Below are 24,034 nucleotides of genomic sequence, written 5' to 3' on the forward strand. Positions count from 1 at the left end.
AAATTAATATATATATTAAAAATGTTTAAATATTTTTTTTAAAAAAAATAACTATTTTATAAGAAGTATATTATATATTTTTTTATTTTTAATATATGAATGATTTTAATATCTAAAAATTGAATAGAATAAAAAAAATATAGTATTAATAAATACTGAATCCAGTTTTTTTTGAATTAATAATAATGATTAAAATCATATTATTTTTTACAGATTTATTTTTTCGTGAAATATTGTTAATTTTTAATTATTAAATCATTTTGTTTTTTTATATATAAATTGTATAACTAGTCTACTAAAATTATGCATGTAATTTTTAAATTTTTATTTTTTTTATTGATATAATATAAGTATATTCATTTGTATCAATAAAATAAAAGGAAATAATTTAATAAAATTATATTATAAATATATATTTATGTTTTTTAATAAATATGGCAAAGATTATTATTAATATGTATTTGTGTTTTATTAAGTTATATATATGCAATATTTTATTTATTCATTGGTATTTTATAGAAATGTAGATTTTATCTCTATTTTTTTAAAGATTAGATTTAGGAATTATTGGTTTATATATGTAAACTATTGTAATAATTTTTTCTGTTTTGCAAAAAACAGTATCTATTTTAGATTTTTTATGTTTTTCTTAAGTTTTCTAGAAACTATGCCATATTTTTTTATAATGTAATTTAAAATTTAATGTACATTTATTAATTAGATAAAAATAACTTTAATTATTTGTTTTTTATATTATTTTAAAAAATTATAAAAATAAAATATGCATCAGATTTTTTATTTTGTATATGATAGTAAAATTATTTATGATCGTTTTGTTGAACATAATTATTTTTTTATTGTCATAATAATTATTTTTTTATTGTCATAATAATTGTTTCTCCTAAAATAATAGATCCAGTAGATTTTATTAATTGTTTTATTTCATCCATATTAGAGATAATTACAGGTGTTAGTGTAGATTTTGCTTTTTTTTCTAATAAAGGAAGATCAAATTTGAGTATCAAATCACCTATTTTTACTTTTTGTCCTTCTTTTGCTATTCTAAAGAACCCTTCACTTTTTAATTCAATGGTATCAATACCAAAATGTACAAATAATTCGATACCATCATCTGATCTCATGGAAAATGCATGATTTGTTTCAAAGATTTTGCTGATTGTTCCATTTATGGGAGCAACAATTTTGTTACCAAATGGTTTAATAGCAATTCCATCTCCAACAATTTTTTCTGAAAAAACAACATCTGGAACATCTTGTATATTAACAATTTCACCTGAAATTGGTGCAAGAATATTAATAATTTTATTTTTATTTTCTGAAACAAGTGATTTCACTTTATTAAATATACTCATAGATTTTCCTTTATTTTTGATTAAAATTACAGTATATTGATAATATAATCATGTTATATTGTTTTTTATAAATATTTCAATAACATCCATTAATTCTTTTGCTGTTGATTGAGTTAGTGCTTCTTTGGCTAATTTTTTTGTATCTTGAAATTTTGCATTTCTGATAATTTTTTTTATTTTTGGTATCGAGGTGCTATTCATGCTAAATTCATCCAATCCCATCCCCAGTAGTAATAATGTAGCCCGTTCATCACCGGCAAGTTCACCACACATACCAGTCCATTTCCCTTCTGCATGAGCAGCATCAATAACTTTTTTGATTAGTTTTAATACAGAAGGAGACATTGGATCGTATAAATGTGAAACAAGTTTATTTCCACGATCAACTGCTAGTGTATACTGAGTTAAATCATTGGTACCAATGCTAAAAAAATCGACTTCTTTTGCTAAGTGATTTGACATAATTGCTGCTGCTGGTGTTTCAATCATTATCCCTACTTCAATTGATTTATTAAATGCTATTTTTTCTTTAATTAATTGATTTTTAAGGATTTGTAATTCCTTTTTTAAACTTCTAATTTCTTCAACAGAAATCACCATGGGAAACATAATACGTAATTGACCAAATGTAGAAGCTCTTAATATAGCTCGTAATTGAGCATGAAGAATTTCTTTTCGATCTAGGGAAATACGAATTGCTCTCCAGCCAAGAAACGGGTTTTCTTCTTTGGGTAAGTTCATATAAGGAATATTTTTATCACCTCCAATATCCATTGTACGAATAATAACAGTTTTTGGATATATGCTTTCTGCCATTTTTTTATAGGTTTGAAATTGTTCTTCTTCTGTTGGTAAAGTATTGCGATTCATGAACAAAAATTCAGTTCGATATAAACCAATACATGCACTTTTATCTATATCATAAAAGTTACTAATGTTAGTACAAACTTCTACTTGATGTCCGTCTAGAGTAATAGCTGGTAGATTTTTAAATTTTTTTAATTCATTTTTTTCAGATAAATATTTTTTTTTGATTTTCTTTAATTTATTAATTTGATTTGTAGATGGATTTTTATAAATGTGATTATTAATGGCATCTAATATAATATAATCATTTGGTTGAATTTGGTTTGTGGCATTACTTGTGCCAACAATAGCAGGAATTTCTAAGGATTTTGCCATAATTGAAGTATGTGAGGTTTGACCTCCTAAATCAATAATGAAGCCAAGTACTTTTTTAAAATTTAATTGTGCTGTTTGAGAAGGAGTAAGATCGTGTGCAACTAAAATAATTTCTTCAGTAATTGTACTTAAATCAATAATTGGTAAGCCTAGAATATTTTTTAGTAAACGTGTACCAATATCTCTAACATCAGTAGCACGTTCTTTTAAGTAAGCATCATTTAATTCTTCTAATGCTATTGCTTGTTCTTCAATGACTTTTTGAGTTGCTGCATCTGCTGTTTTATGTTCTTTTTGTATTAAAGCCAAAATTTCCTGTTCTAGCTCTTCATCTTCTAGTAACATAATATGACCTTCAAAAATTTCTGCTTTTTCTTCACCTATTTTTTTTTTAGCGATTTTTTTTATATTTTTTAATTGTTCTACTGCTTGTTTTCTTCCAGTAATAAATCTATTAATTTCATTGTTAATTTGGGTATCAGTAATTTTTTTTTGATTGCCAACAATTAATTCTTCTTTCAGAATTAATGCTTTCCCGAAGGCGATACCTGGTGATACTGAAATTCCTAAAATCATAAATATTGTTACCTTATTAACAATGGGTGGATAATATTTAGCTCATAGGGATATTATGGCTGCAAAATTAATCGTTAATTATAGATTCTATTTTTAATATTTTTTATATAGATAAATTAAAAATTTTGATTTTGTTTTTTATGATCTTCATTTCTATTCTAATTTAGCCATAACTTTAACTAGATGTTCTACTGCTTGTTTTTCATCTTCACCTTCTGCTGATATAGTTACAACTGTACCTTGACTTAATTCTAGTGTTTGTAATTTAAATAAACTTTTAGCACTTGCAGATTTATCACCAAGTTTTAATGTAATTTCAGAAGAGAAATTTTTGGCTTCTTTAACAAACTGAGATGCAGGACGAGTATGTAAACCATGAGATGCTGTTATTATGACTTCTTGTTTGAACATATTATTTTCCCCTCAACAAATTTAATATGTTTTGTTGATAATATAACATATTTTAGCTGAAAAAATCTGAATTTGCGTACTACTTTTCTCAGAATATACAAGGACAGTTTTTTCTGTGATGAAGCATATATGTTATGAATATTAAAATTATATAAATAATATAATTTCTTTGTTTTATTTTTAAATATTTTTTAAATTCCTGTTATGTAAGATAATTTGTGTTTGAAATATTAAAAATAATTTTTAAAGATCATCTTAACACATAGTTAAATTACATTTAAAATATAAAATATATCAAATATTTTGTAAGTAACATAATTTAAAGATGTTATTTTTTTAGCTTTTAAAATTATATTTTATGTCATATAAAATATAATTTTTTTAAAAAATACTTTTTTAGTTGAATATATCATTATTATTTATTATTTATATTTCCATTCTAATCTAATATTAGATTTGTTTTATTTTTATTTTTGATTTGATTCTTATTATGCAATATTTGTAATATTTTTTTTAATTATTTTTGTAATTATTGTTAATCATTTAAAGATTTATAACAAATAGTTAATAAAAATAAATCTTTTTATTTTTTGATAATTATTGTGTAGAATCTACATATAAGCTACATGATAATATAATTCATGTATAAAATCATAATTCATCTACACAATGTATTATATTTTTTTTTGAAATTTATGGTTTTTTAGTAAACAATTAGATTTTTATTGATGTTAAAAAAATCATTTTTTTTGCATATAATAGAAAAGTAGTATTTTTGATATTTTTATGAATATAAATAACTTGATATAAAATATATTAAATTTTATTTGTATCTTTATAGATTTAAAAATCTATTTTGTTTTAATTCATAAAATGAATATATTTTTTTAGATGGTTTTTCAAAAAAAATTCTAAAGAATATTTTTTTATGTTTAATATGTGCATGTATTAATGATATTTTTAACAAGAAATATTAGGGTGATAATGATAATTTTATTTAAGAAAATAATGCTTAAATTTTGTATTTTAATATTTAGCATAATTTTAAAATTTATATTTTTAATAAAATAAATATTTCTTTAAGTATCGAGTCGATTGTACATTAAATGAATTAGTAGATGATATTTTTGATTTAAAATATAGTTTTATTTTTAATATATGACTTTTAAACAATTAATTCATGAAAAATCAGTAAATTTTCTGGTGAATTACATAATATATATATTTATATTTTGATATTTTTTGTATTTTTTTTATAAGTTAATTTCCATTTTTTTTGTTTTTATTATTTTTATCAAAATTTGTTGTATTATATATTTCTTCTTTTGAAGAGACTTTTAATTTTTTAAGATTTGAAAGATGTTTGTTAAAATAAGTTAACAGTTTTATTTAAAAAAATATTATTTTTTAAATCTTTTTAAACCAAAAATTAAATTTTTAATCAATGGTAGTTAATATATATAAATATTTTTTTATTTTTTCGTATTACTATTAATATAAAAATTATTTTTCTATAAAAATAACGGTAATTATTAAATAATAGAAAGCAATAAAAAAATCAAAAAAAAGGATGTTTATCATATTATATTAGTATTCTAGAATAATTATAATTCTTTTAGTTTTATATACTAGTATGGAAATAAATTGTAAAGCTCGTTTAAAATTTTTTAAAAACCATTTTATGATATAGTTTTTTAAAAAATTTAGGTTGAAAGATAAAGTTATTAATTATTAATGATTGTTAATTTATTTTAATGCAAAAGTAATATTCAAGTAATTAAAATTTATAGTGAATATTTCAGTAATTACAATTAAAACTTTAAAGAAAAAAACATTGATTATTTAAGATAAAGATAATTAACAATATCATTTTGATGTATAAAAATGATATAGATAACGAATATAAAGAATAAAAAATAGATATTGTATATTTAATATTAGAAATAAAAATGCTATGAAGATAAAAAACAAAATAATATAAAAAAGTATGTATTGCCGTAAACAGTATAGAAAATAGATTTTTAAAAATTGATAATATATTTGCGGAATAGTATAATAAAAAAGTTTTTTAGATAATAAAAAATATTTTTTATGTAGTTACTTTAAAAGCTTAAGTCTTTATAAAAAAATTCTTTAGATTATTTTTTTATTTTTTTATTTAAAATAGAATTTTTTATTGCTATGTTAATTTTTTGATATAGTTATGTGGTTTTCAATGAATGTTATTTATTTTTTTTAAAATAATTAAATCATTTATATAGAAATAATGATTAATCTTATAACTTCCTTGTATCTATATTTACAATTTTATTTTTAATAATGGTAATTCAAGATCTAATATCTAATTAAATTAATGTTGTTATAGGTGTTAAAAACTGTTGTTACTTTATAGAGAATAATATCGTATATGGAATGATGTCGAGATGAAGATTATAAAATCAAAAATTCATGAATATACATTATTCTTGTATTGAAAAATAAACTAACTAAAGTATCAATATATTAAATTTAGTATAACGATTTTGTTTGAGTATGATAATCAATCTACAATAGATTTTTTCTTTTATTTGATATGAAAAGATTTCTTATGATAAATCATAAAAAAAAAATTGAAATTTTAAAAGAGCAGTTACTGCATTACGCATATCATTATCATGTATTAGACCAACCCATAATATCTGATCAGAAATATGATAAAATGATGGAAGAATTACAACAATTAGAATTGTTGTATCCAGAATTTATTACCAGTGATTCTCCAACACAATGTGTTGGAGCTTTACCATTAAAATCTTTTAAAGAAGTATATCATGAAATACCGATGTTGTCATTAGACAATGTTTTTAATGAAAAAACTTACTTAGCATTTAATAAACGAGTGCATTCTTATTTTAAGAAAAATATTCAATTAAGTTTTTGTTGTGAACCTAAATTAGATGGTGTAGCTGTTAGTTTATTATATAAGAATGGTAAATTAGTACAAGCAGCAACACGTGGTGATGGTAAAATAGGTGAAAATATTACTGATAATATTCGTACAATATTATGTATCCCAGTGCAGTTAAAAGGTGATAATATTCCTAAGATTATTGAAATTCGTGGCGAAGTTTTTATGACGCATGAAAATTTTAAAAAATTAAACAAAGAAGATGGATGTCATAAAAAAATTTTTTCTAATCCAAGAAATGCTGCTGCTGGATCATTGCGTCAGGTAGATTCAAGTATTACTGCTAAAAGATTATTACATTTTTTTTGTTATGGTTTTGGTATATTTTCCGGTAAGATATTACCAAATAGTCAATATAAATCTTTGATGCAATTTAAAAGATGGGGATTACCTATTAGTGATAAAATAAAATTTTGTCAAAATAGTAAAGAGGTTTTAGAATATTATCATCAAATGTTACATATTCGTTTAGGGTTAGGTTTTGATATTGATGGTATAGTAATTAAGGTAGATTCATTAGAATTACAAAAAAAGATTGGATTTATTGCTCGAGCACCTCGTTGGGCTATAGCATTTAAATTTCCTTCTCAAGAAGAAATGACTGTTTTAAATGATGTAAAATTTCAGGTTGGACGCACAGGTATTGTTACACCTATAGCTAAATTAAAACCTGTTAAAATTTCTGGTGTTACTATTTCTCATGCAACACTTCATAATGTTGATGAGATTAAACGTTTAAAAATACGTATCGGGGATACTGTTATTATTCGTAGAGCAGGTGATGTAATTCCTAAAATTGTTAATGTGGTTTCTACATTTCGGCCTACTAATAGTAAAAAAATTATTTTTCCTATTTATTGCCCAACGTGTAGTTCATATCTTGAGCGTATTGAAGGTCAAGTGAGAATTCGTTGTACTGGTGGTCTTATTTGTGCTGCACAACGCAAAAGAACTTTGAGGCACTTTGTTTCAAGAAGTGCTATGAATATTAGAGGTATGGGAGAGAAAATAATTAATCAACTTGTTGATAAAAATTATGTAAATACAGTTGTTGATCTTTATTTTTTAAATTGTAAAATATTCTCAAAATTAACACGTATTGGTTTGAAATCTCAAAGAAATTTAATGTATTCTCTTGAGAAATCTAAGAGAACTACATTGGCACGTTTTGTTTATGCTTTAGGTATTCAAGAAGTCGGTTTAGTTACAGCTAATAATTTAGCCGACTATTATGGTTCATTGGAAGCAATAATAAAAGCAGATATGGAATCACTAAAAAAAGTAAAAGATATTGGAGAAATAGTAGCTAGAAATATCATATTTTTTTTTCGTGAAGAGAAGAATCGTAATATTGTTAATGAATTAATATATAAAATTGGTATTAGTTTTTTAGTTAGAAAAGTTGAAAAATCTGTAATCAAAAAGAAAGAAAATATTGAATTTTTAGGAAAAACTATAGTTTTAACAGGAAAATTTCATTTTTTAACACGTGATCAATTAAAAAATAAATTAATTTTTTTTGGTGCTAAAGTCATGGAGAATGTTTCCAAAAAAACTGATTTAGTGATTTTTGGAAAAAATTATGGTTCAAAATTTGCTAAAGCAAATGAATTAGGAATAAAAATTCTAAATGAAAATGAATGTATGAAATTATTAGAAGAAGATTAATAAATAAGTTTTTTCAAATCAGTAATAAAATCAAAAAGTACTTAAGTATTGTTATTAAAACAATTATTTTAAATGATTTTTTAGACATGCATCTGAAAGATACTTTTTTATAAAAAATTTTATTATTTAGTTTTTTATATTATTCTATTATGTTATATAAAAACATAGTAAATTACTATTTGGAAGAAAAGCATGAATAGAAATAATTTTAGATATATTTCGCAAATATTTTGTGTTATCTTCGAATAATAAATTTATTATTTTATGCATTATGTTATATTTGATATTAACACATAGTTATTGTAATAGTGTTAATTTTAATAAATTAAATTGAGATTAATACAAGATAAAATTAAACACACATAATCATCAAGATTGATTTTACTTCATTTTTTACGAATTCCTTATATTTTTTTTATCTATATCTATTTTATTTTTATTCATTTTTAATTAATGTGCATTAATTTTTGTTCATAAAATGTATTTATTTTTTATTTATAATATTTTTCTGTTTATGAGTTATAAAATTTTAAGAATTTAAATAAAATAATGATGATATAAAATGTTCATTAACATATTAAAAATATTCTTAATAAGAAAAATAGTGATTTTAAAAATATTTATTTTAGTTTCAGAAATTAAATATTTTTATATGCTCTTTTTCGTTTTTTCTTTTAAATTTAAAAGAAAAGAGTATAATTCATTATTAATTAAATTTTGTTAATATAAAATTGTATTATCCTGATCCTGATTATAGGTAAAATAATTTCTTTTTTGAAAAAAGATTTTATTTAATACAAAAATTTTTGTATATTTTTTTGAAAATTTAAAATAGATTTATCAAAAGATAAATGCATATTTTTTATTTATATAAATAATTAAATTAATATAGTAGTATATCATAAATATGATTATTAATATTTCTGATATTTTTGTCTTAGATTTTTTTTTATTTTTTATTTTATAAAATGATACTTAATACATATAGTTGATATTTTAAAAATAGTTGATATATTTAAAATAAATATTAATGATAATCAAATATTATTTATTAATGAATTAAAATAATACTGTTATTATGAGTTAAAAATGAGTCTTGTTATTAAAAAAAAATTAACTTATTGTTTATTAGTTACTGGCGCCCCATATGGCACACAAATGGCTACTAATGCTTGGCGATTTGCAAATTTTTTGTTTGTTAGTGGACATATACTGAAAACAGTTTTTTTTTACAAAGATGGAGTTTATAATGCTAATAAATTCAATTCACCAGCTAGTGATGAATTTGATTTATTGATTGGATGGAAAAAATTGATGCAAAAAACAGGATGTACATTGAATATTTGTGTTGCAGCTGCATTAAGACGTGGTGTTGTTAATGAAATAGAAGCAAAAAATATCGGTTTATATTCTAATTTAGATAAAAATTTTGTATTAAGTGGTCTAACTAATTTAGTGGAAGCAATGCTTATTTGTGACCGTACAGTTCAATTTTAAAAAATCATAACAACGATATGAAAAAAATAGCATTTATTTTTATGAGCGTTCCTCATGGAACTTCTAGTGGACGTGAAGGATTGGATTTATTATTAGCAACTGCTATTTTAACTGAAAAAATAGGTATTTTTTTTATTTCTGATGGCGTCTGTCAATTATTAGCAAGACAAAACCCAAATAAAATTTTGTCGCGTGATTATATTGTAACATATAAATTATTATCACTCTATAATATTAATCATCGTTATATTTGTCAGGAAGATCTTGAAGAAAGAGGATTTTCTTCAGATAGTTGTTTTATTCTTCCTGTAACAATTCTTTCAGTTGATCAGCTTAAACATAATTTAAAAAATTATGATGTGGTTTTGACTTTTTAGTTAATAATTTTAAAAAAGTAATAGACAATTAATATATGTTGTATAGCATTTCTACTTCTCCTTATTATACTGATATGAATTCATTAATTAGCTTAGTAATGAAAGAAGATGAATTATTATTAATGCAAGATGGTGTTTTGATGGGACATAAAAAATTGCTGAATAATAATGATAATTATTATTTGATGCAATTTAAAAAAAAAGGCATTCATGTATTTGCATTACAAGATGATATTAAAGCAAGAGGATTAATACCATATATTTCATCTTATATACATCAAATATCTTTTATTGATTTTGTAGAACTAACCGTAAAACATACACAATATTTTTCTTGGTGATTAATTATCATTTTGTATATTTCTTGACACCTGTTTCTGTCAGCAATAAAATTTTGCTTATTCAAATTTTCTTATTTTAATAATGAGAAAAATATTTGTGCTTACTCAATGAAAACTAGGAGTTTTAAATGGCAACAATTAATCAATTGGTTCGTAAACCACGTAGTTCAAAAATTATGAAAAGTAATGTGCCAGCACTAGAAGCTTGTCCTCAAAAACGTGGTGTGTGTACTCGTGTATATACTACGACTCCTAAAAAACCTAATTCAGCATTACGTAAAGTATGTCGTGTTCGTTTAACTAATGGTTATGAAGTATCTTCTTATATTGGTGGTGAAGGTCATAATTTACAAGAACATTCAGTGGTATTAATTCGTGGTGGTCGAGTTAAAGATTTGCCAGGTGTTCGTTATCATACTGTTCGGGGTGCATTAGATTGTTCTGGTGTAAAAGATCGTAAACAAAGTCGTTCTAAATATGGTACTAAAAAACAAAAAAATTAAAATAGTAATCTATTCATTAAGATTAAACATGTAATTTTTACATAATAATCTCATAAAGATTTAAGTAATCTTTATATTTTAAAACGGAGTATATCCATGCCACGTCGTCGTGTAATTGGTCAACGTAAAATTCTTTCAGATCCAAAATTTGGATCAGAATTATTAGCTAAATTTATTAATATTTTAATGGTAGATGGTAAAAAATCTATTGCAGAAACGATTGTTTATAAAGCACTTGATACTTTATCTTATCGTGCTAAAAAAAAACATATGGAAACTTTTGAAATAGCACTTGAAAATGTTCGACCAATGGTAGAAGTAAAATCGCGTCGTGTTGGTGGTTCAACATATCAGGTTCCTGTAGAAGTGCGTCCTGTGCGTCGCAATGCATTAGCCATGCGTTGGATTGTTGCAGCCGCTCGTAAACGTCCTGATAAATCTATGGCTTTGCGTTTAGCTAATGAACTAACTGATGCAATTGAAAACAAAGGCACTGCTGTTAAAAAACGTGAAGATGTTCATCGTATGGCAGAAGCTAACAAAGCATTTGCTCACTATCGTTGGTAAGTTTTGTTAGTTATCTTTCGTAAGAAAGTAGCATGTATATTACTTTTTTATACGAATTGAATAATCACGAGAGAGGAAAAACATGGCTCGTAAAACTCCCATTACGCGTTATCGTAATATTGGCATAAGTGCCCATATTGACGCTGGTAAGACCACAACAACTGAGCGCATTTTGTTTTATACTGGGGTTAGTCATAAAATAGGAGAAGTTCATGATGGCGCAGCAACTATGGACTGGATGGAGCAGGAGCAGGAGCGTGGTATTACAATTACCTCAGCTGCAACTACTGCCTTTTGGTCTGGTATGGGAAATCAGTTTGATGAACATCGTATCAATATCATTGATACACCAGGACATGTTGACTTTACTATTGAAGTCGAACGTTCTATGCGTATTTTAGATGGTGTGGTAATGGTGTATTGTGCAGTTGGTGGTGTTCAACCACAGTCTGAAACTGTTTGGCGTCAGGCAAATAAATATCGAGTGCCCCGTATAGCATTTGTTAATAAAATGGATCGTATGGGTGCTAATTTTTTACGGGTTGTTAAACAAATTGAAACTCGTCTTGGAGCAATAGCAATCCCGTTACAGTTACCTATTGGTGTAGAAGAATCATTTAGTGGTGTTATTGATTTAATTAAAATGAAAGCAATTCATTGGAATGATAATGATCAAGGTGTTACTTTTGTTTATGATGATATTCCAGAAAATATGCAATTGCAGGCTGAAGAGTGGCGTAATAAATTAATTGAAGCTGCAGCAGAAGCATCAGATGAGTTAATGGAGAAGTATTTTAGTTTTCAAGTATTATCTGAGGAAGAAAGTAAAAAAGGATTACGACAAAGAGTAATCAATAATGAAATTATTTTAGTTACTTGTGGTTCCGCCTTTAAAAATAAAGGTGTACAAGCAATGTTAGATGCTGTTATTGAATATTTGCCAGCCCCAACTGATATTCCAGCCATTAAAGGTGATTTGATGGATAATATGAATGGTTCTTTAGAACGTAATCCCAGTGATGATGAACCTTTTTCATCATTAGCTTTTAAAATTGCAACTGATTCATTTGTAGGGAATTTAACTTTCTTTCGTGTGTATTCTGGTGTAGTTAAATCAGGTGATACTGTTTTTAATTCAGTAAAAAACAAAAAAGAACGTTTCGGTCGGATTGTGCAAATGCATGCTAATAAACGTGAAGAAATCAAAGAAGTCAGAGCAGGTGATATTGCTGCTGCTATTGGACTTAAGGAGGTCACTACAGGTGATACTTTATGTGCATTTGATAAGCCAATTATTTTAGAACGCATGGATTTCCCCCAACCAGTTATTTCAGTTGCTATTGAACCTAAAACGAAAACTGATCAAGAAAAAATGGGAATGGCTTTAGGTCGTTTAGCACAAGAAGATCCATCTTTTCGTGTATCTACTGATGAAGAATCAGGTCAAACAATTATTGCTGGTATGGGTGAATTACATCTTGAAGTATTGATTGATCGTATGCGTCGTGAGTTTAAAGTTGAAGCAAATGTCGGAAAACCTCAAGTAGCATATCGCGAGACTATTCGTAAATCTGTTGAACAGGAAGGTAAGTTTATACGTCAGTCTGGTGGTCGCGGGCAATTTGGTCATGTATGGATTCGTGTTGAGCCTTTAGAAGAAGTTCATGACATTGGTTATGAATTTCATAATGAAATTGTTGGTGGTGTAATTCCTAAAGAATATATACCATCAGTTGATAAAGGGGTTCAAGAACAGATGAAAAATGGTGTTTTAGCTGGTTACCCCGTTGTTGATGTAAAAGTAGCATTATATGATGGTTCATATCATGAGGTTGATTCTTCAGAAATGGCATTTAAAATTGCAGGTTCAATAGCTTTTAGAGAAGGTTTTATGAAAGCTAATCCGGTATTATTAGAACCCATTATGCAAGTTGAAGTTGAAACTCCTGAAGAGTATATGGGTGATGTTATTGGTGATTTAAATCGTCGTCGTGGAATTATTGAAGGTATGGAAGATATAGGAACTATTAAAACAGTTCGAGCTCGAGTACCATTATCAGAAATGTTTGGTTATGCTACAGATTTGCGCTCACAAACTCAAGGTCGTGCTTCTTATTCAATGGAATTTTTGAAGTACAATGAAGCACCAGTGAATGTTGCTCAAGCAATTATTGGAGCACGTAAAGCTAAATAACAGATTTTTTATTTAACTATTTGATTTAGTTCTTTTCTATTTTTGAGAACTTTATAAGGAATACAAGTCGTGTCTAAAGAAAAATTTGAACGTTCAAAACCGCATGTTAACGTTGGTACAATTGGTCATGTTGATCATGGAAAAACAACTTTGACTGCAGCAATTAGTACAGTTCTTGCAAAAAAATATGGTGGTAATGCTCGTGCATTTGATCAAATTGATAATGCACCGGAAGAGAAAGCACGTGGAATTACTATTTCTACTTCTCATGTAGAATACGATACATCTAAACGTCATTATGCACATGTTGATTGTCCAGGACATGCAGATTATGTAAAAAATATGATTACTGGTGCAGCACAAATGGATGGAGCTATTTTAGTAGTTGCTGCAACGGATGGTCCGATGCCACAGACTCGTGAGCATATTTTGTTAGCTCGTCAAGTAGGTGTTCCATATATCATTGTTTTCTTAAATAAATGTGATATGGTTGATGATGAAGAGTTGTTAGAATTAGTAGAAATGGAAGTTAGAGAACTTCTTTCGCAGTATGATTTTCCAGGAGATGATACGCCGATTATTAACGGTTCTGCATTAAAGGCTTTAGAAGGTGATCCTCATTGGGAACAAAAAATTATTGATTTAGCAAATGCGTTAGACAATTATATCCCAGAGCCAGAAAGAGCAATAAATAAACCTTTTTTATTACCAATAGAAGATGTATTTTCAATATCTGGTCGTGGAACAGTAGTTACAGGACGTGTTGAACGTGGAGTTATTAAAGTTGGTGAAGAGGTAGAAATCATAGGAATGAAAGAGACCACTAAAACAATTTGTACAGGTGTAGAAATGTTTAGGAAATTATTAGATGAAGGTCGAGCTGGCGAAAATATAGGAGTTTTATTACGTGGTACAAAGCGTGAAGATGTAGAAAGAGGTCAAGTATTAGCCAAACCAAATTCAATTAATCCGCATACTCAATTTGAATCAGAAGTGTATATTTTAAGTAAAGATGAAGGAGGTCGTCATACACCATTTTTTAAAGGTTATCGACCACAGTTTTATTTTAGAACTACAGATGTAACTGGTACAATTGAATTACCAGAAGGTGTTGAAATGGTTATGCCAGGAGATAATATTAATATGAAAGTGACTTTAATAGCACCGATTGCTATGGATGAAGGATTGCGTTTTGCAATTCGTGAAGGTGGTCGTACAGTAGGTGCTGGTATTGTTGCTAAAATTATTTCCTAAGATGATATGAACATATAAAAGTTGTTTACAAAGGCATCAGATGATAAAGGGTATCATCTGATGCCCTTTATGTAATATTTTTTTAATTGTGGTTAAATAAAATGAAAGTTATATTTTTATATTTGATTTTAATTTTTTTGATTATTGAATATAGAGTATTTTTTAATTTTTTAAAAAATATATTAAAAATTTTTAATATCAATGTAAAAAAAAATATAATTTCAGAAAATTAAGAAATGTAAAAATCTTGGTTTAAATAGTATATAGTTATTATCAAAAATAAGTATAATAGTAGTTTATAAAATGTATAAGATATTATCTTTATTTTATTTTATGTTGTATAAATAAATTAAGAATTAATAGCTTTTTTTTTAATATTTTTTTGGAAAGAAAACATTAAAATAAAAATAAATAATAAGAAGTTAAAAATATAATTATTGATTAATATAATTATTTATTATGCCCATAATTTATTAATTTTTTGTATAGTTGTATGTTTTTTATGAAAGAAAATTTATAGTATTTTTAATATTTTTATATATAAAAATTGTATTTGATAAATATATTATTAATAATAATTATTATTGAATATCATTATCATAGTGCTGATATTTTTTATAGTTTATCTTCTTAAATTTTCCTGAATGCTATGTTATTCATATTTTTATGCAAACAATTTATTAAGTTAATTTTATTATTATTTGGTACTTTTTTTTTAATAGTATTAAATATGATGTTTTATATTTATAGAAGTATTTGAAAATAAAATATTGATATTCTTTTATAGAGAATATTGTTATATTGTAGTATTTGTTGAAAATTAGTAATAGCATATTAATTTGCTTGTTTTTTATTTGTCATAAATTAAATGTACAGAAAATTGTAATGTTAACCATAAATATTGAAATAAAATATTTAAATTCATGTTGATTTTTGCTAAAAGATATTTTTGTGTTTTTTATATTTTTGATTTTTTTAAAAAATAGTTTTTAAAAGATTTTTATTATTAAAAATAATAATCAGAAACATAAAAAATATTAGATATTTGTTAAATAAATAATGTTATGATGCTTTTTGGCATATACTGCTTTTTGGCATATACATTATGCATAATGTTAAATACCCACTCAAGATTAAGATTAGTTTATTTTTTCGTGTAAATATGCATTGTTTTCCGTATAAAAATAAATATTCATTATATCATAATATTATAGCAATAGGTTGATTTATGAGCTTTAATAGTAAGCTGAAAGAAAATGAACGTATTTTTGATATAGCAAAATGGGCACTAGTAGGACTTTTTTTGATTATTGCTATTGTTGGTAATTATTATTTCCGACAATATAGTACTATATTGCGTACTATTGCGGTAGTTTTTATGGCGCTTTTTTCTGTTGGACTTGTATTGTGGACAAAAAAAGGAAAAGAAATTTTAGGATTTATACAAGCAGCTAAAATAGAAATACGTAAAGTTATTTGGCCTAGTCGTCAAGAAACATTACAAACGACATTAGTTGTTGCGTTAGTTACTATTGTTATGTCACTAATTCTTTGGGGTTTAGATGGTATAATGGTACGTTTAGTTTCATTTATTATAGGTCTGAGGTTTTAAAATGTCAGAATCCTTTAAAAAACGTTGGTATGTTATTCAGGCGTTTTCTGGTTTTGAGACTAGAGTTGCAGAATCATTACGAGAGCATATAAAATTACATGCAATGGAAGATAAATTTGGTGAAGTAATGGTGCCAACAGAAGAAGTAATGGAAATTAGAAATGGGCAACGCCGTAAAAGTGAAAGAAAATTTTTTCCAGGATATGTTTTAGTGCAAATGACCATGGATGATGATAGTTGGCATTTGGTACGTAGTGTACCTCGTGTTATGAATTTTATTGGTGGTACTCCAGATAATCCTTCTCCTATTAGTGATAAAGAAATTGATGCGATTATGAATCGCTTACAAGCAATAGGGGATAAACCACGACCAAAAACACTCTTTGAACCAGGAGAAATGGTACGTGTTAGTGATGGACCATTTGTAGATTTTAATGGTGTAGTTGAGGAAGTTGATTATGAAAAAAGTCGTCTTAAGGTATCAGTTTCTATTTTCGGTAGAGCAACTCCAGTAGAGTTAGATTTTAGTCAAGTTGAAAAAGTATAAAAATATTATTTATCTATCTGCAATATTTTTTGTTTGTTCTTTTTTATAAAATTTTATATAAAAAATTTTTTATGCTTTAAAAAAATGAGTGTTTATTAATTTTAAGGAAAAATAGAAATGGTTAAAAAAAAAGTTCAAGCTTATATTAAACTGCAAGTTGCAGCAGGTATGGCAACTCCTAGCCCTCCTGTTGGTCCAGCTTTAGGACAAAAAGGAGTAAATATTATGGAATTTTGTAAATCATTTAATACTAAAACAGATAATTTAGAAAAAGGTTTGCCAATTCCTGTAATCATTACTGTTTATTCAGATCGGTCTTTTACTTTTGTTACTAAAACACCTCCTGCAGCAGTTTTATTAAAAAAAATGGTTAACATTCAATCTGGTTCAGGTCAACCTAATAAAGAAAAGGTAGGTAAGATTACTCTTACACAAATTCGTGCAATTGCTGAAATAAAATTTGCTGATATGACAGGAAATGATATTGAATCTATGATGCGTTCAATTCAAGGAACTGCTCATTCTATTGGATTAGTAGTAGAGGAAAATTGATTTATGGGTAGATTAAGCAAAAGAATGCATAATATTTATAAGAAAGTTGCTTTTAATAAAGTATATGATCTTATGGAAGGAATTATCTTCTTAAAAGAGTTATCCTGTGTTAAGTTTATAGAAAGTGTTGACATTGCAATTAATCTTGGTATTGATTCACGTAAATCTGAACAAAATATTCGTAGTGCAATTATGTTACCACATGGTACAGGTCGTAAGGTTTGTGTTGCGGTTTTTGCTCAAGGTATTAATGCTGAAAAAGCAAAATCTGCTGGTGCTGAATTAGTGGGAATGGAAGAGTTATCTGATAAAATTAAGGCTGGCTATAAAAAATTTGATATTGTGATTGCATCTCCAGATACAATGCCTATGATTGGACCATTAGCCCATATTCTTGGTCCTCGTGGTTTAATGCCGAATCCAAAAATGGGTACGGTAACCACTAATATTACGGAAGCAGTTAAAAATGCAAAATCTGGTCAAATATATTGTCGTAATGATAAAAATGGTATTATTCATACCACTATAGGTAAAATTAATTTTGATAATACAGATTTAAAAGAAAATATTGAAGCATTATTACTATCTTTGCAAAAATTAAAACCGTCTTCTAGTAAAGGTATTTATATAAAAAAGATCAGTTTATCTACAACAATGGGACCAAGCCTTATTCTGAATCAAAAATGTTTTTCTATATAAAAGAAATGTATAAAATATTATTTTTGTCTTTACCTTTTTGCGAAATATGTATAAAATTTGATTATGTACATATATCTTCCTAAAGATATAGTATCAATAAAATAACAGTTAGTTTTATTAGAAGTCTTGTTTCAAATTTTTGTTCTAGGATTGTAGACATAAAAAAGTGTTTAATAAGCTACTTAGATTGTAGAAAGATGATATTAATTTTTTGATTTTTCTTACCATATAATACTAAAACATATAAAATATTGTTAGAGATATCCAAATCCCGGGATCACCCGTTAAATCCAGGAGTAAAATTTCATGGGAATTACTCTTCAAGACAAAAAAATGATTGTTGCTGAAATTAGTAAATTAGCCAAGGATTCTTTGTCTGCAGTGATTGCGAATTCTTGTGGTATATCTGTTAATAAAATAACCAAACTTCGTAAAGTATGTCGTAAATCTGGGGTGTATCTTCATGTTGTTCGCAATACATTAATATATCGTGCTTTTGAAGGTACCAATTATGATTGTCTTAAAAAAGTATTAGTTGGTCCGACTTTAATTGCTTTTTCTACAAAACATCCAGGTGCAGCGGCTCGTTTATTTAAAGAATTCATAAAAGAAAATCCAATATTTCAAATTAAAGCAGCGGCTTTTGAAGGTGAATTTATTGCAGGTAACCAAATTGATCGTTTGGCAAGTCTTCAAACTTATGAAGAAGTGATTAAATCTTTAATATTAATCATGAAAGAAATTTCTATAGGTAAATTAATTCGTATTATGATCTTAATATGTGATAAGAAAAAACGATAAAAAATTATGTTTAATTTTTTATTAAACGTATAAAAATTTTATAAATTTCAGGAACCCTTTTATTATGTCTTTAACTAAAGAACAAATTCTTGATGCAGTTTCAAACATGTCCGTAAAAGATGTTATGGAACTGATCAGTATGATGGAAGAAAAATTTGGTGTTTCTTCTGCAGAAACAGTTGCGGTTACTTCTGGTACTGCTACCCAAATTATTGAAGAAAAAACTGAATTTGATGTTATTTTATCCGCTATCGGGAGTAATAAAGTATCAGTGATTAAAGCCGTGCGCAGTGCAACAGGATTGGGACTCAAAGAAGCGAAAGATATGGTAGAATCAGCACCAGTTACAATTAAAGAAGGAATAACTAAAGAGGCATCTGAAACTTTAAAAAAAACCTTAGAAGAAGTTGGGGCTGTTGTTGAGATTAAATAAATTTTGTTTTAAATTCGCAGTCTGTATTTTATAAGGCCGACAGCTGGTGATTTTTAATCACCAGCTTTTTTGCTATATACAATATATTAAAGATATAAATAAAACAGAATTTATTTTTATTAATAGTACTTTATTATCTTTTTAATCTCTTTTGCTATTAATAATTAAATATACTATATTGTCATTTTTTGTTATACTTTTTTATTTATTTATATAATATAAAAAAAATATAATACACATATAGTAAAATAATTCACAATTAATAACATGAATATTATAAAATATTATCTATTGTATAAAAAATAGATAATACTGTAGATGTTGTCTTTTAGGACACAGTTGATAACTAATTAGCAAACGAGGAACCCTATGGTTTACTCCTATACTGAAAAAAAACGTATTCGTAAAGATTTTGGTAAACGTCCACAAGTTTTGGATGTACCTTATCTGTTATCTATTCAACTCAATTCGTTCGCTAAGTTTATTAAAAAAGATTTTAAAAAACAGAATGGTCTTGAAGCAGCATTTCATTCTGTATTTCCCATTCAGAGTTACAGTGGTAATGCTGAATTACAGTATGTTAGTTACCGTCTTGGTGAACCTATTTTTGATGTTAAAGAATGTCAAATTCGTGGTGTTACTTATTCTGCGCCTCTTCGAGTTAAATTACGTCTGATTATTTATGAACGTGAAGCACCACAAGGTACGGTGAAGGATATCAAAGAACAAGAAGTTTATATGGGTGAAATTCCACTTATGACAGCAAATGGTACATTTATTATTAATGGAACGGAGCGCGTTGTTGTATCTCAATTACATCGCAGCCCTGGTGTATTTTTTGATAGTGATAAAGGTAAAACTCATTCTTCTGGTAAAGTATTATATAACGCTCGTATTATTCCTTATCGTGGTTCATGGCTAGATTTTGAATTTGATCCAAAAGATAATCTTTTCGTACGTATTGATCGTCGTCGTAAATTGCCTGCAACAATTATTCTACGTGCAATGAATTATAATACAAATGAAATACTTAATATTTTTTTTGAAAAAATTATTTTTGAATTTCATGAAGATAAATTATTTATGCAATTAATACCTGAACGTTTACGTGGAGAAACAGCTTCTTTTAATATTACAGCAAATGATAAAATATATGTTGAAAAAGGCAGACGTATTACTATACGCCATATTCGTGATTTAGAAAATGATAAAATTAAACTTATCAAAGTTCCTTTTGAATATATTTTAGGAAAAGTTATCGCGAAAGATTATATTAATGAAAATACTGGTGAATTAATTTGTAAAGCTAATACAGAAGTTTCGTTAGATTTATTAACACGTTTAAAAAAAGCAGGTTATCAAAATATTGATACGTTGTTCACAAATGATTTAGATCATGGTGCATATATTTCAGAAACTCTACGTATTGATCCGACTAATGATCGTTTAAGTGCATTAATTGAAATTTATCGTATGATGAGACCAGGTGAGCCACCTACTCGTGAAGCAGCAGAAAATTTGTTTGAAAATTTGTTTTTTTCTGAAGATCGTTATGATCTTTCTATTGTAGGAAGAATGAAATTTAATCGATCTTTGGATCGTACTAGAATTACAGGATTAAATATCTTAAGTCAACAAGATATTATTGATGTCATGAAGAAACTTATTGGTATTCGTAATGGTAAAGGTGAAGTTGATGATATTGATCATTTAGGTAATCGACGTGTGCGTTCAGTTGGCGAAATGGCTGAAAATCAATTTCGAATCGGTTTAGTACGTGTTGAGCGTGGAGTTAAAGAACGCTTATCTTTAGGAGATCTCGAATCTCTAATGCCTCAAGATATGATTAATCCTAAGCCAATTTCTGCTGCGATAAAAGAATTCTTTGGTTCAAGTCAATTATCTCAATTTATGGATCAAAATAACCCACTTTCTGAAATTACTCATAAACGTCGTATTTCTGCATTAGGCCCTGGTGGACTTACACGCGAACGAGCAGGATTTGAGGTACGTGATGTACACCCAACTCATTACGGTCGTGTTTGTCCAATTGAAACACCTGAAGGTCCAAATATTGGTCTCATTAATTCGTTGTCTGTATATGCACAAACAAATGAATATGGTTTTTTAGAAACACCTTATCGTTTAGTGAAGAATGGTGTAGTTACTAATGAAATTCAATATTTATCAGCTATTGAAGAAGGTAATAATATTATTGCTCAGGCAAATACTGTGTTAGATGATAATGGTAGATTTTTAGAAGAATTAATTACTTGTCGTAATAAAGGTGAATCTAGTCTATTTAATCGTGATCAAGTTGAATATATGGATGTTTCTACCCAACAGATCGTTTCTGTCGGAGCTTCATTGATTCCATTTCTTGAACATGATGATGCAAATCGTGCATTAATGGGTGCGAATATGCAGCGTCAAGCAGTGCCAACTTTGCGCGCTGATAAGCCATTAGTCGGTACCGGTATGGAGCGCGCTGTTGCTGTTGATTCAGGAGTAACAGTGGTGGCAAAACGTGGAGGAAAAGTACAATATGTCGATGCTTCACGTATTGTAATAAAAGTACATGAAGACGAAAGTTATCCAGGTGAAGCTGGTATTGATATCTATAATTTAACTAAATATACACGTTCTAATCAAAATACTTGTATTAATCAGATCCCATGTGTTTCTTTAGGTGAATTTATTGATCGGGGTGATGTTTTGGCTGATGGTCCATCAACAGATTTAGGTGAATTAGCACTTGGTCAGAATATGCGTGTTGCATTTATGCCATGGAATGGTTATAACTTTGAAGATTCTATTTTGATTTCTGAAAGAGTAGTACAGGAAGATCGCTTTACCACTATTCATATTCAAGAGTTAGCTTGTATTTCTCGTGATACTAAGTTAGGTCCTGAAGAAATTACTGCAGATATTCCTAATGTTGGTGAAGCTGCATTATCTAAATTAGATGAATCAGGTATCGTATATATTGGTGCTGAAGTTAATGGTGGTGACATTTTAGTTGGTAAAGTAACACCAAAAGGTGAAGCTCAATTAACTCCAGAAGAAAAATTATTGCGTGCAATTTTTGGAGAAAAAGCTTCTGATGTTAAAGATTCTTCATTACGAGTACCAAATGGTGTATCTGGAACAGTTATTGATGTGCAAGTTTTTACTCGTGATGGTGTAGAGAAAGATAAACGTGCTTTAGAAATTGAAAAAATGCAATTACGGGATGTAAAAAAAGATTTAACAGAAGAATTACGTATTTTTGAATCAGGCTTATTTGCTCGTATACGAACAGTGTTAATTGCTGATGGTATTGAAAAAGATGAATTAAAGAAATTACCATATTTGAGTTGGTTAAAAATCTCTTTAAAAAATAAAGAAAGACAACATGAATTGCAGCAACTAACGGAACAATATAATGAGCTTAAAGCAAAGTTTGAAAAAAAATTAGATGCTAAACGTCGTAAGATTACTCAAGGTGATGAATTAGCACCTGGAGTATTAAAAATTGTTAAAGTATATTTGGCAGTAAAACGTCAAATTCAACCAGGTGATAAAATGGCTGGTCGACACGGTAATAAAGGAGTTATTTCAAAAATTAATCCTGTTGAAGATATGCCATATGATCGATATGGTAATCCTGTTGATATAGTTTTAAATCCATTGGGTGTGCCATCTCGTATGAATATAGGACAGATTTTAGAAACGCATTTGGGTATGGCCGCTAAAGGTATTGGTGATAAAATCAATATAATGCTAAAAGAACAACAAGAAGTGAAAAAAATACGCAATTTTATTCAAAAAGCTTATAATCTAGGAGATGATCCTCGTCAAAAAATTGATTTAAATACTTTTTCAGATGAAGAGGTTTTACGATTAGCAAATAATTTAAAAAAAGGTATGCCGATTGCTACTCCAGTTTTTGATGGTGCGAAAGAAAAAGAAATCAAAGAATTATTAACTTTAGCAGAATTGCACACTTCTGGTCAAATCACTTTGTATGATGGACGTACTGGTGAAAAATTTGAACGTCAAGTAACTGTTGGTTATATGTATATGTTAAAATTAAATCATTTGGTTGATGATAAAATGCATGCACGTTCAACAGGTTCTTATAGTTTAGTTACTCAACAACCTTTGGGTGGTAAAGCCCAATTTGGTGGTCAACGTTTTGGTGAAATGGAAGTTTGGGCTTTAGAAGCATATGGTGCTGCTTATACTTTGCAAGAAATGCTTACAGTTAAATCTGATGATGTTAATGGACGTACGAAGATGTATAAAAATATCGTAGATGGTAATCATCAGATGGAACCAGGTATGCCGGAATCTTTCAATGTATTACTGAAAGAGATTCGTTCATTAGGTATTAATATTGATCTGGAAGATGACTAATGATTGATATAGTAAAGTTTTTTTTAAATGTTTTTTCCTGTAAATTATTGTCGTTAGTTTTTTAAGGAGGAAGTGATTTTTTAAGTCTACTTCCTAGCAGGT

Annotated in this window: 18 protein-coding genes; 15 read left to right on the plus strand and 3 right to left on the minus strand. The window is 27.0% G+C overall.

What is annotated here, in order from left to right; all coding sequences use genetic code 11:
* Positions 1–869 precede the first annotated feature (869 nt).
* The 3 genes from crr to ABNS14_RS00765 form a co-directional block, all read right to left on the minus strand.
* Entirely contained in the window at positions 870–1,373 is a 504-nt protein-coding gene (crr, locus tag ABNS14_RS00755) for a PTS glucose transporter subunit IIA (protein WP_348666469.1), read from the minus strand.
* Between the two features lie 48 nt (positions 1,374–1,421).
* Positions 1,422–3,131: a phosphoenolpyruvate-protein phosphotransferase PtsI gene (gene ptsI / locus ABNS14_RS00760; protein WP_348666470.1), complete on the minus strand. Its 1,710-nt coding sequence runs from the start codon at positions 3,129–3,131 to the stop codon at positions 1,422–1,424.
* A gap of 153 nt (positions 3,132–3,284) precedes the next feature.
* Positions 3,285–3,542: an HPr family phosphocarrier protein gene (locus ABNS14_RS00765; RefSeq protein ID WP_348666471.1), complete on the minus strand. Its 258-nt coding sequence runs from the start codon at positions 3,540–3,542 to the stop codon at positions 3,285–3,287.
* Between the two features lie 2,587 nt (positions 3,543–6,129).
* Here ABNS14_RS00765 and ligA point away from each other — a divergent pair.
* From ligA to rpoB, 15 genes are all read left to right on the plus strand, one after another.
* Positions 6,130–8,157 carry an NAD-dependent DNA ligase LigA gene (gene ligA / locus ABNS14_RS00770; protein WP_348666472.1) on the plus strand — a complete coding sequence of 676 codons (2,028 nt, stop codon included), beginning with the start codon at positions 6,130–6,132 and terminating at the stop codon, positions 8,155–8,157.
* A 1,089-nt stretch (positions 8,158–9,246) separates the two neighbouring features.
* Positions 9,247–9,654 carry a sulfurtransferase complex subunit TusD gene (gene tusD / locus ABNS14_RS00775; protein WP_348666473.1) on the plus strand — a complete coding sequence of 136 codons (408 nt, stop codon included), beginning with the start codon at positions 9,247–9,249 and terminating at the stop codon, positions 9,652–9,654.
* 17 nt (positions 9,655–9,671) lie between these two features.
* Entirely contained in the window at positions 9,672–10,031 is a 360-nt protein-coding gene (gene tusC, locus ABNS14_RS00780) for a sulfurtransferase complex subunit TusC (protein WP_348666474.1), read from the plus strand.
* Positions 10,032–10,066: 35 nt separating this feature from the next.
* Positions 10,067–10,372: a sulfurtransferase complex subunit TusB gene (gene tusB / locus ABNS14_RS00785; RefSeq protein ID WP_348666475.1), complete on the plus strand. Its 306-nt coding sequence runs from the start codon at positions 10,067–10,069 to the stop codon at positions 10,370–10,372.
* 128 nt (positions 10,373–10,500) lie between these two features.
* Positions 10,501–10,875, plus strand: coding sequence for a 30S ribosomal protein S12 (gene rpsL / locus ABNS14_RS00790; protein WP_348666476.1), 375 nt, complete (start codon positions 10,501–10,503; stop codon positions 10,873–10,875).
* Between the two features lie 96 nt (positions 10,876–10,971).
* On the plus strand, positions 10,972–11,442 hold the full coding sequence (gene rpsG / locus ABNS14_RS00795; RefSeq protein WP_348666477.1) for a 30S ribosomal protein S7: 471 nt from the start codon (positions 10,972–10,974) through the stop codon (positions 11,440–11,442).
* A gap of 82 nt (positions 11,443–11,524) precedes the next feature.
* Positions 11,525–13,636 carry an elongation factor G gene (gene fusA, locus ABNS14_RS00800; RefSeq protein ID WP_348666478.1) on the plus strand — a complete coding sequence of 704 codons (2,112 nt, stop codon included), beginning with the start codon at positions 11,525–11,527 and terminating at the stop codon, positions 13,634–13,636.
* Positions 13,637–13,705: 69 nt separating this feature from the next.
* On the plus strand, positions 13,706–14,890 hold the full coding sequence (gene tuf / locus ABNS14_RS00805) for an elongation factor Tu (protein ID WP_348666479.1): 1,185 nt from the start codon (positions 13,706–13,708) through the stop codon (positions 14,888–14,890).
* Between the two features lie 1,228 nt (positions 14,891–16,118).
* Positions 16,119–16,502 carry a preprotein translocase subunit SecE gene (secE, locus tag ABNS14_RS00810; protein WP_348666480.1) on the plus strand — a complete coding sequence of 128 codons (384 nt, stop codon included), beginning with the start codon at positions 16,119–16,121 and terminating at the stop codon, positions 16,500–16,502.
* A gap of 1 nt (position 16,503) precedes the next feature.
* On the plus strand, positions 16,504–17,049 hold the full coding sequence (nusG, locus tag ABNS14_RS00815) for a transcription termination/antitermination protein NusG (protein ID WP_348666481.1): 546 nt from the start codon (positions 16,504–16,506) through the stop codon (positions 17,047–17,049).
* A 117-nt stretch (positions 17,050–17,166) separates the two neighbouring features.
* Positions 17,167–17,601, plus strand: coding sequence for a 50S ribosomal protein L11 (gene rplK, locus ABNS14_RS00820; RefSeq protein ID WP_348666482.1), 435 nt, complete (start codon positions 17,167–17,169; stop codon positions 17,599–17,601).
* Positions 17,602–17,604: 3 nt separating this feature from the next.
* The gene (rplA, locus tag ABNS14_RS00825; protein ID WP_348666483.1) at positions 17,605–18,300 is read left to right on the plus strand and encodes a 50S ribosomal protein L1; all 696 of its coding nucleotides are present in this window, start codon (positions 17,605–17,607) and stop codon (positions 18,298–18,300) included.
* Positions 18,301–18,606: 306 nt separating this feature from the next.
* Positions 18,607–19,101, plus strand: a complete 495-nt coding sequence (gene rplJ / locus ABNS14_RS00830; RefSeq protein WP_348666484.1) for a 50S ribosomal protein L10 — start codon at positions 18,607–18,609, stop codon at positions 19,099–19,101.
* A gap of 64 nt (positions 19,102–19,165) precedes the next feature.
* Positions 19,166–19,534, plus strand: a complete 369-nt coding sequence (rplL, locus tag ABNS14_RS00835; RefSeq protein ID WP_348666485.1) for a 50S ribosomal protein L7/L12 — start codon at positions 19,166–19,168, stop codon at positions 19,532–19,534.
* A 369-nt stretch (positions 19,535–19,903) separates the two neighbouring features.
* Positions 19,904–23,932: a DNA-directed RNA polymerase subunit beta gene (gene rpoB / locus ABNS14_RS00840; RefSeq protein ID WP_348666486.1), complete on the plus strand. Its 4,029-nt coding sequence runs from the start codon at positions 19,904–19,906 to the stop codon at positions 23,930–23,932.
* Positions 23,933–24,034 lie beyond the last annotated feature (102 nt).

The sequence above is a fragment of the Arsenophonus symbiont of Ornithomya chloropus genome (assembly GCF_964026495.1).
In the GTDB taxonomy this organism is placed as follows: Bacteria; Pseudomonadota; Gammaproteobacteria; order Enterobacterales; family Enterobacteriaceae; genus Arsenophonus.

Bases quoted from the DNA above. Each gene is read 5' to 3' on its own strand.
- ligA (WP_348666472.1), top strand. From the start codon at position 6,130: ATGATAAATCATAAAAAAAAAATTGAAATTTTAAAAGAGCAGTTACTG.
- ptsI (WP_348666470.1), bottom strand. From the start codon at position 3,131: ATGATTTTAGGAATTTCAGTATCACCAGGTATCGCCTTCGGGAAAGCA.
- rplK (WP_348666482.1), top strand. From the start codon at position 17,167: ATGGTTAAAAAAAAAGTTCAAGCTTATATTAAACTGCAAGTTGCAGCA.
- rpoB (WP_348666486.1), top strand. From the start codon at position 19,904: ATGGTTTACTCCTATACTGAAAAAAAACGTATTCGTAAAGATTTTGGT.
- secE (WP_348666480.1), top strand. From the start codon at position 16,119: ATGAGCTTTAATAGTAAGCTGAAAGAAAATGAACGTATTTTTGATATA.
- fusA (WP_348666478.1), top strand. From the start codon at position 11,525: ATGGCTCGTAAAACTCCCATTACGCGTTATCGTAATATTGGCATAAGT.
- rpsG (WP_348666477.1), top strand. From the start codon at position 10,972: ATGCCACGTCGTCGTGTAATTGGTCAACGTAAAATTCTTTCAGATCCA.
- tusB (WP_348666475.1), top strand. From the start codon at position 10,067: ATGTTGTATAGCATTTCTACTTCTCCTTATTATACTGATATGAATTCA.
- tusD (WP_348666473.1), top strand. From the start codon at position 9,247: ATGAGTCTTGTTATTAAAAAAAAATTAACTTATTGTTTATTAGTTACT.
- rplA (WP_348666483.1), top strand. From the start codon at position 17,605: ATGGGTAGATTAAGCAAAAGAATGCATAATATTTATAAGAAAGTTGCT.
- nusG (WP_348666481.1), top strand. From the start codon at position 16,504: ATGTCAGAATCCTTTAAAAAACGTTGGTATGTTATTCAGGCGTTTTCT.
- rpsL (WP_348666476.1), top strand. From the start codon at position 10,501: ATGGCAACAATTAATCAATTGGTTCGTAAACCACGTAGTTCAAAAATT.
- ABNS14_RS00765 (WP_348666471.1), bottom strand. From the start codon at position 3,542: ATGTTCAAACAAGAAGTCATAATAACAGCATCTCATGGTTTACATACT.
- tusC (WP_348666474.1), top strand. From the start codon at position 9,672: ATGAAAAAAATAGCATTTATTTTTATGAGCGTTCCTCATGGAACTTCT.
- crr (WP_348666469.1), bottom strand. From the start codon at position 1,373: ATGAGTATATTTAATAAAGTGAAATCACTTGTTTCAGAAAATAAAAAT.
- rplL (WP_348666485.1), top strand. From the start codon at position 19,166: ATGTCTTTAACTAAAGAACAAATTCTTGATGCAGTTTCAAACATGTCC.
- rplJ (WP_348666484.1), top strand. From the start codon at position 18,607: ATGGGAATTACTCTTCAAGACAAAAAAATGATTGTTGCTGAAATTAGT.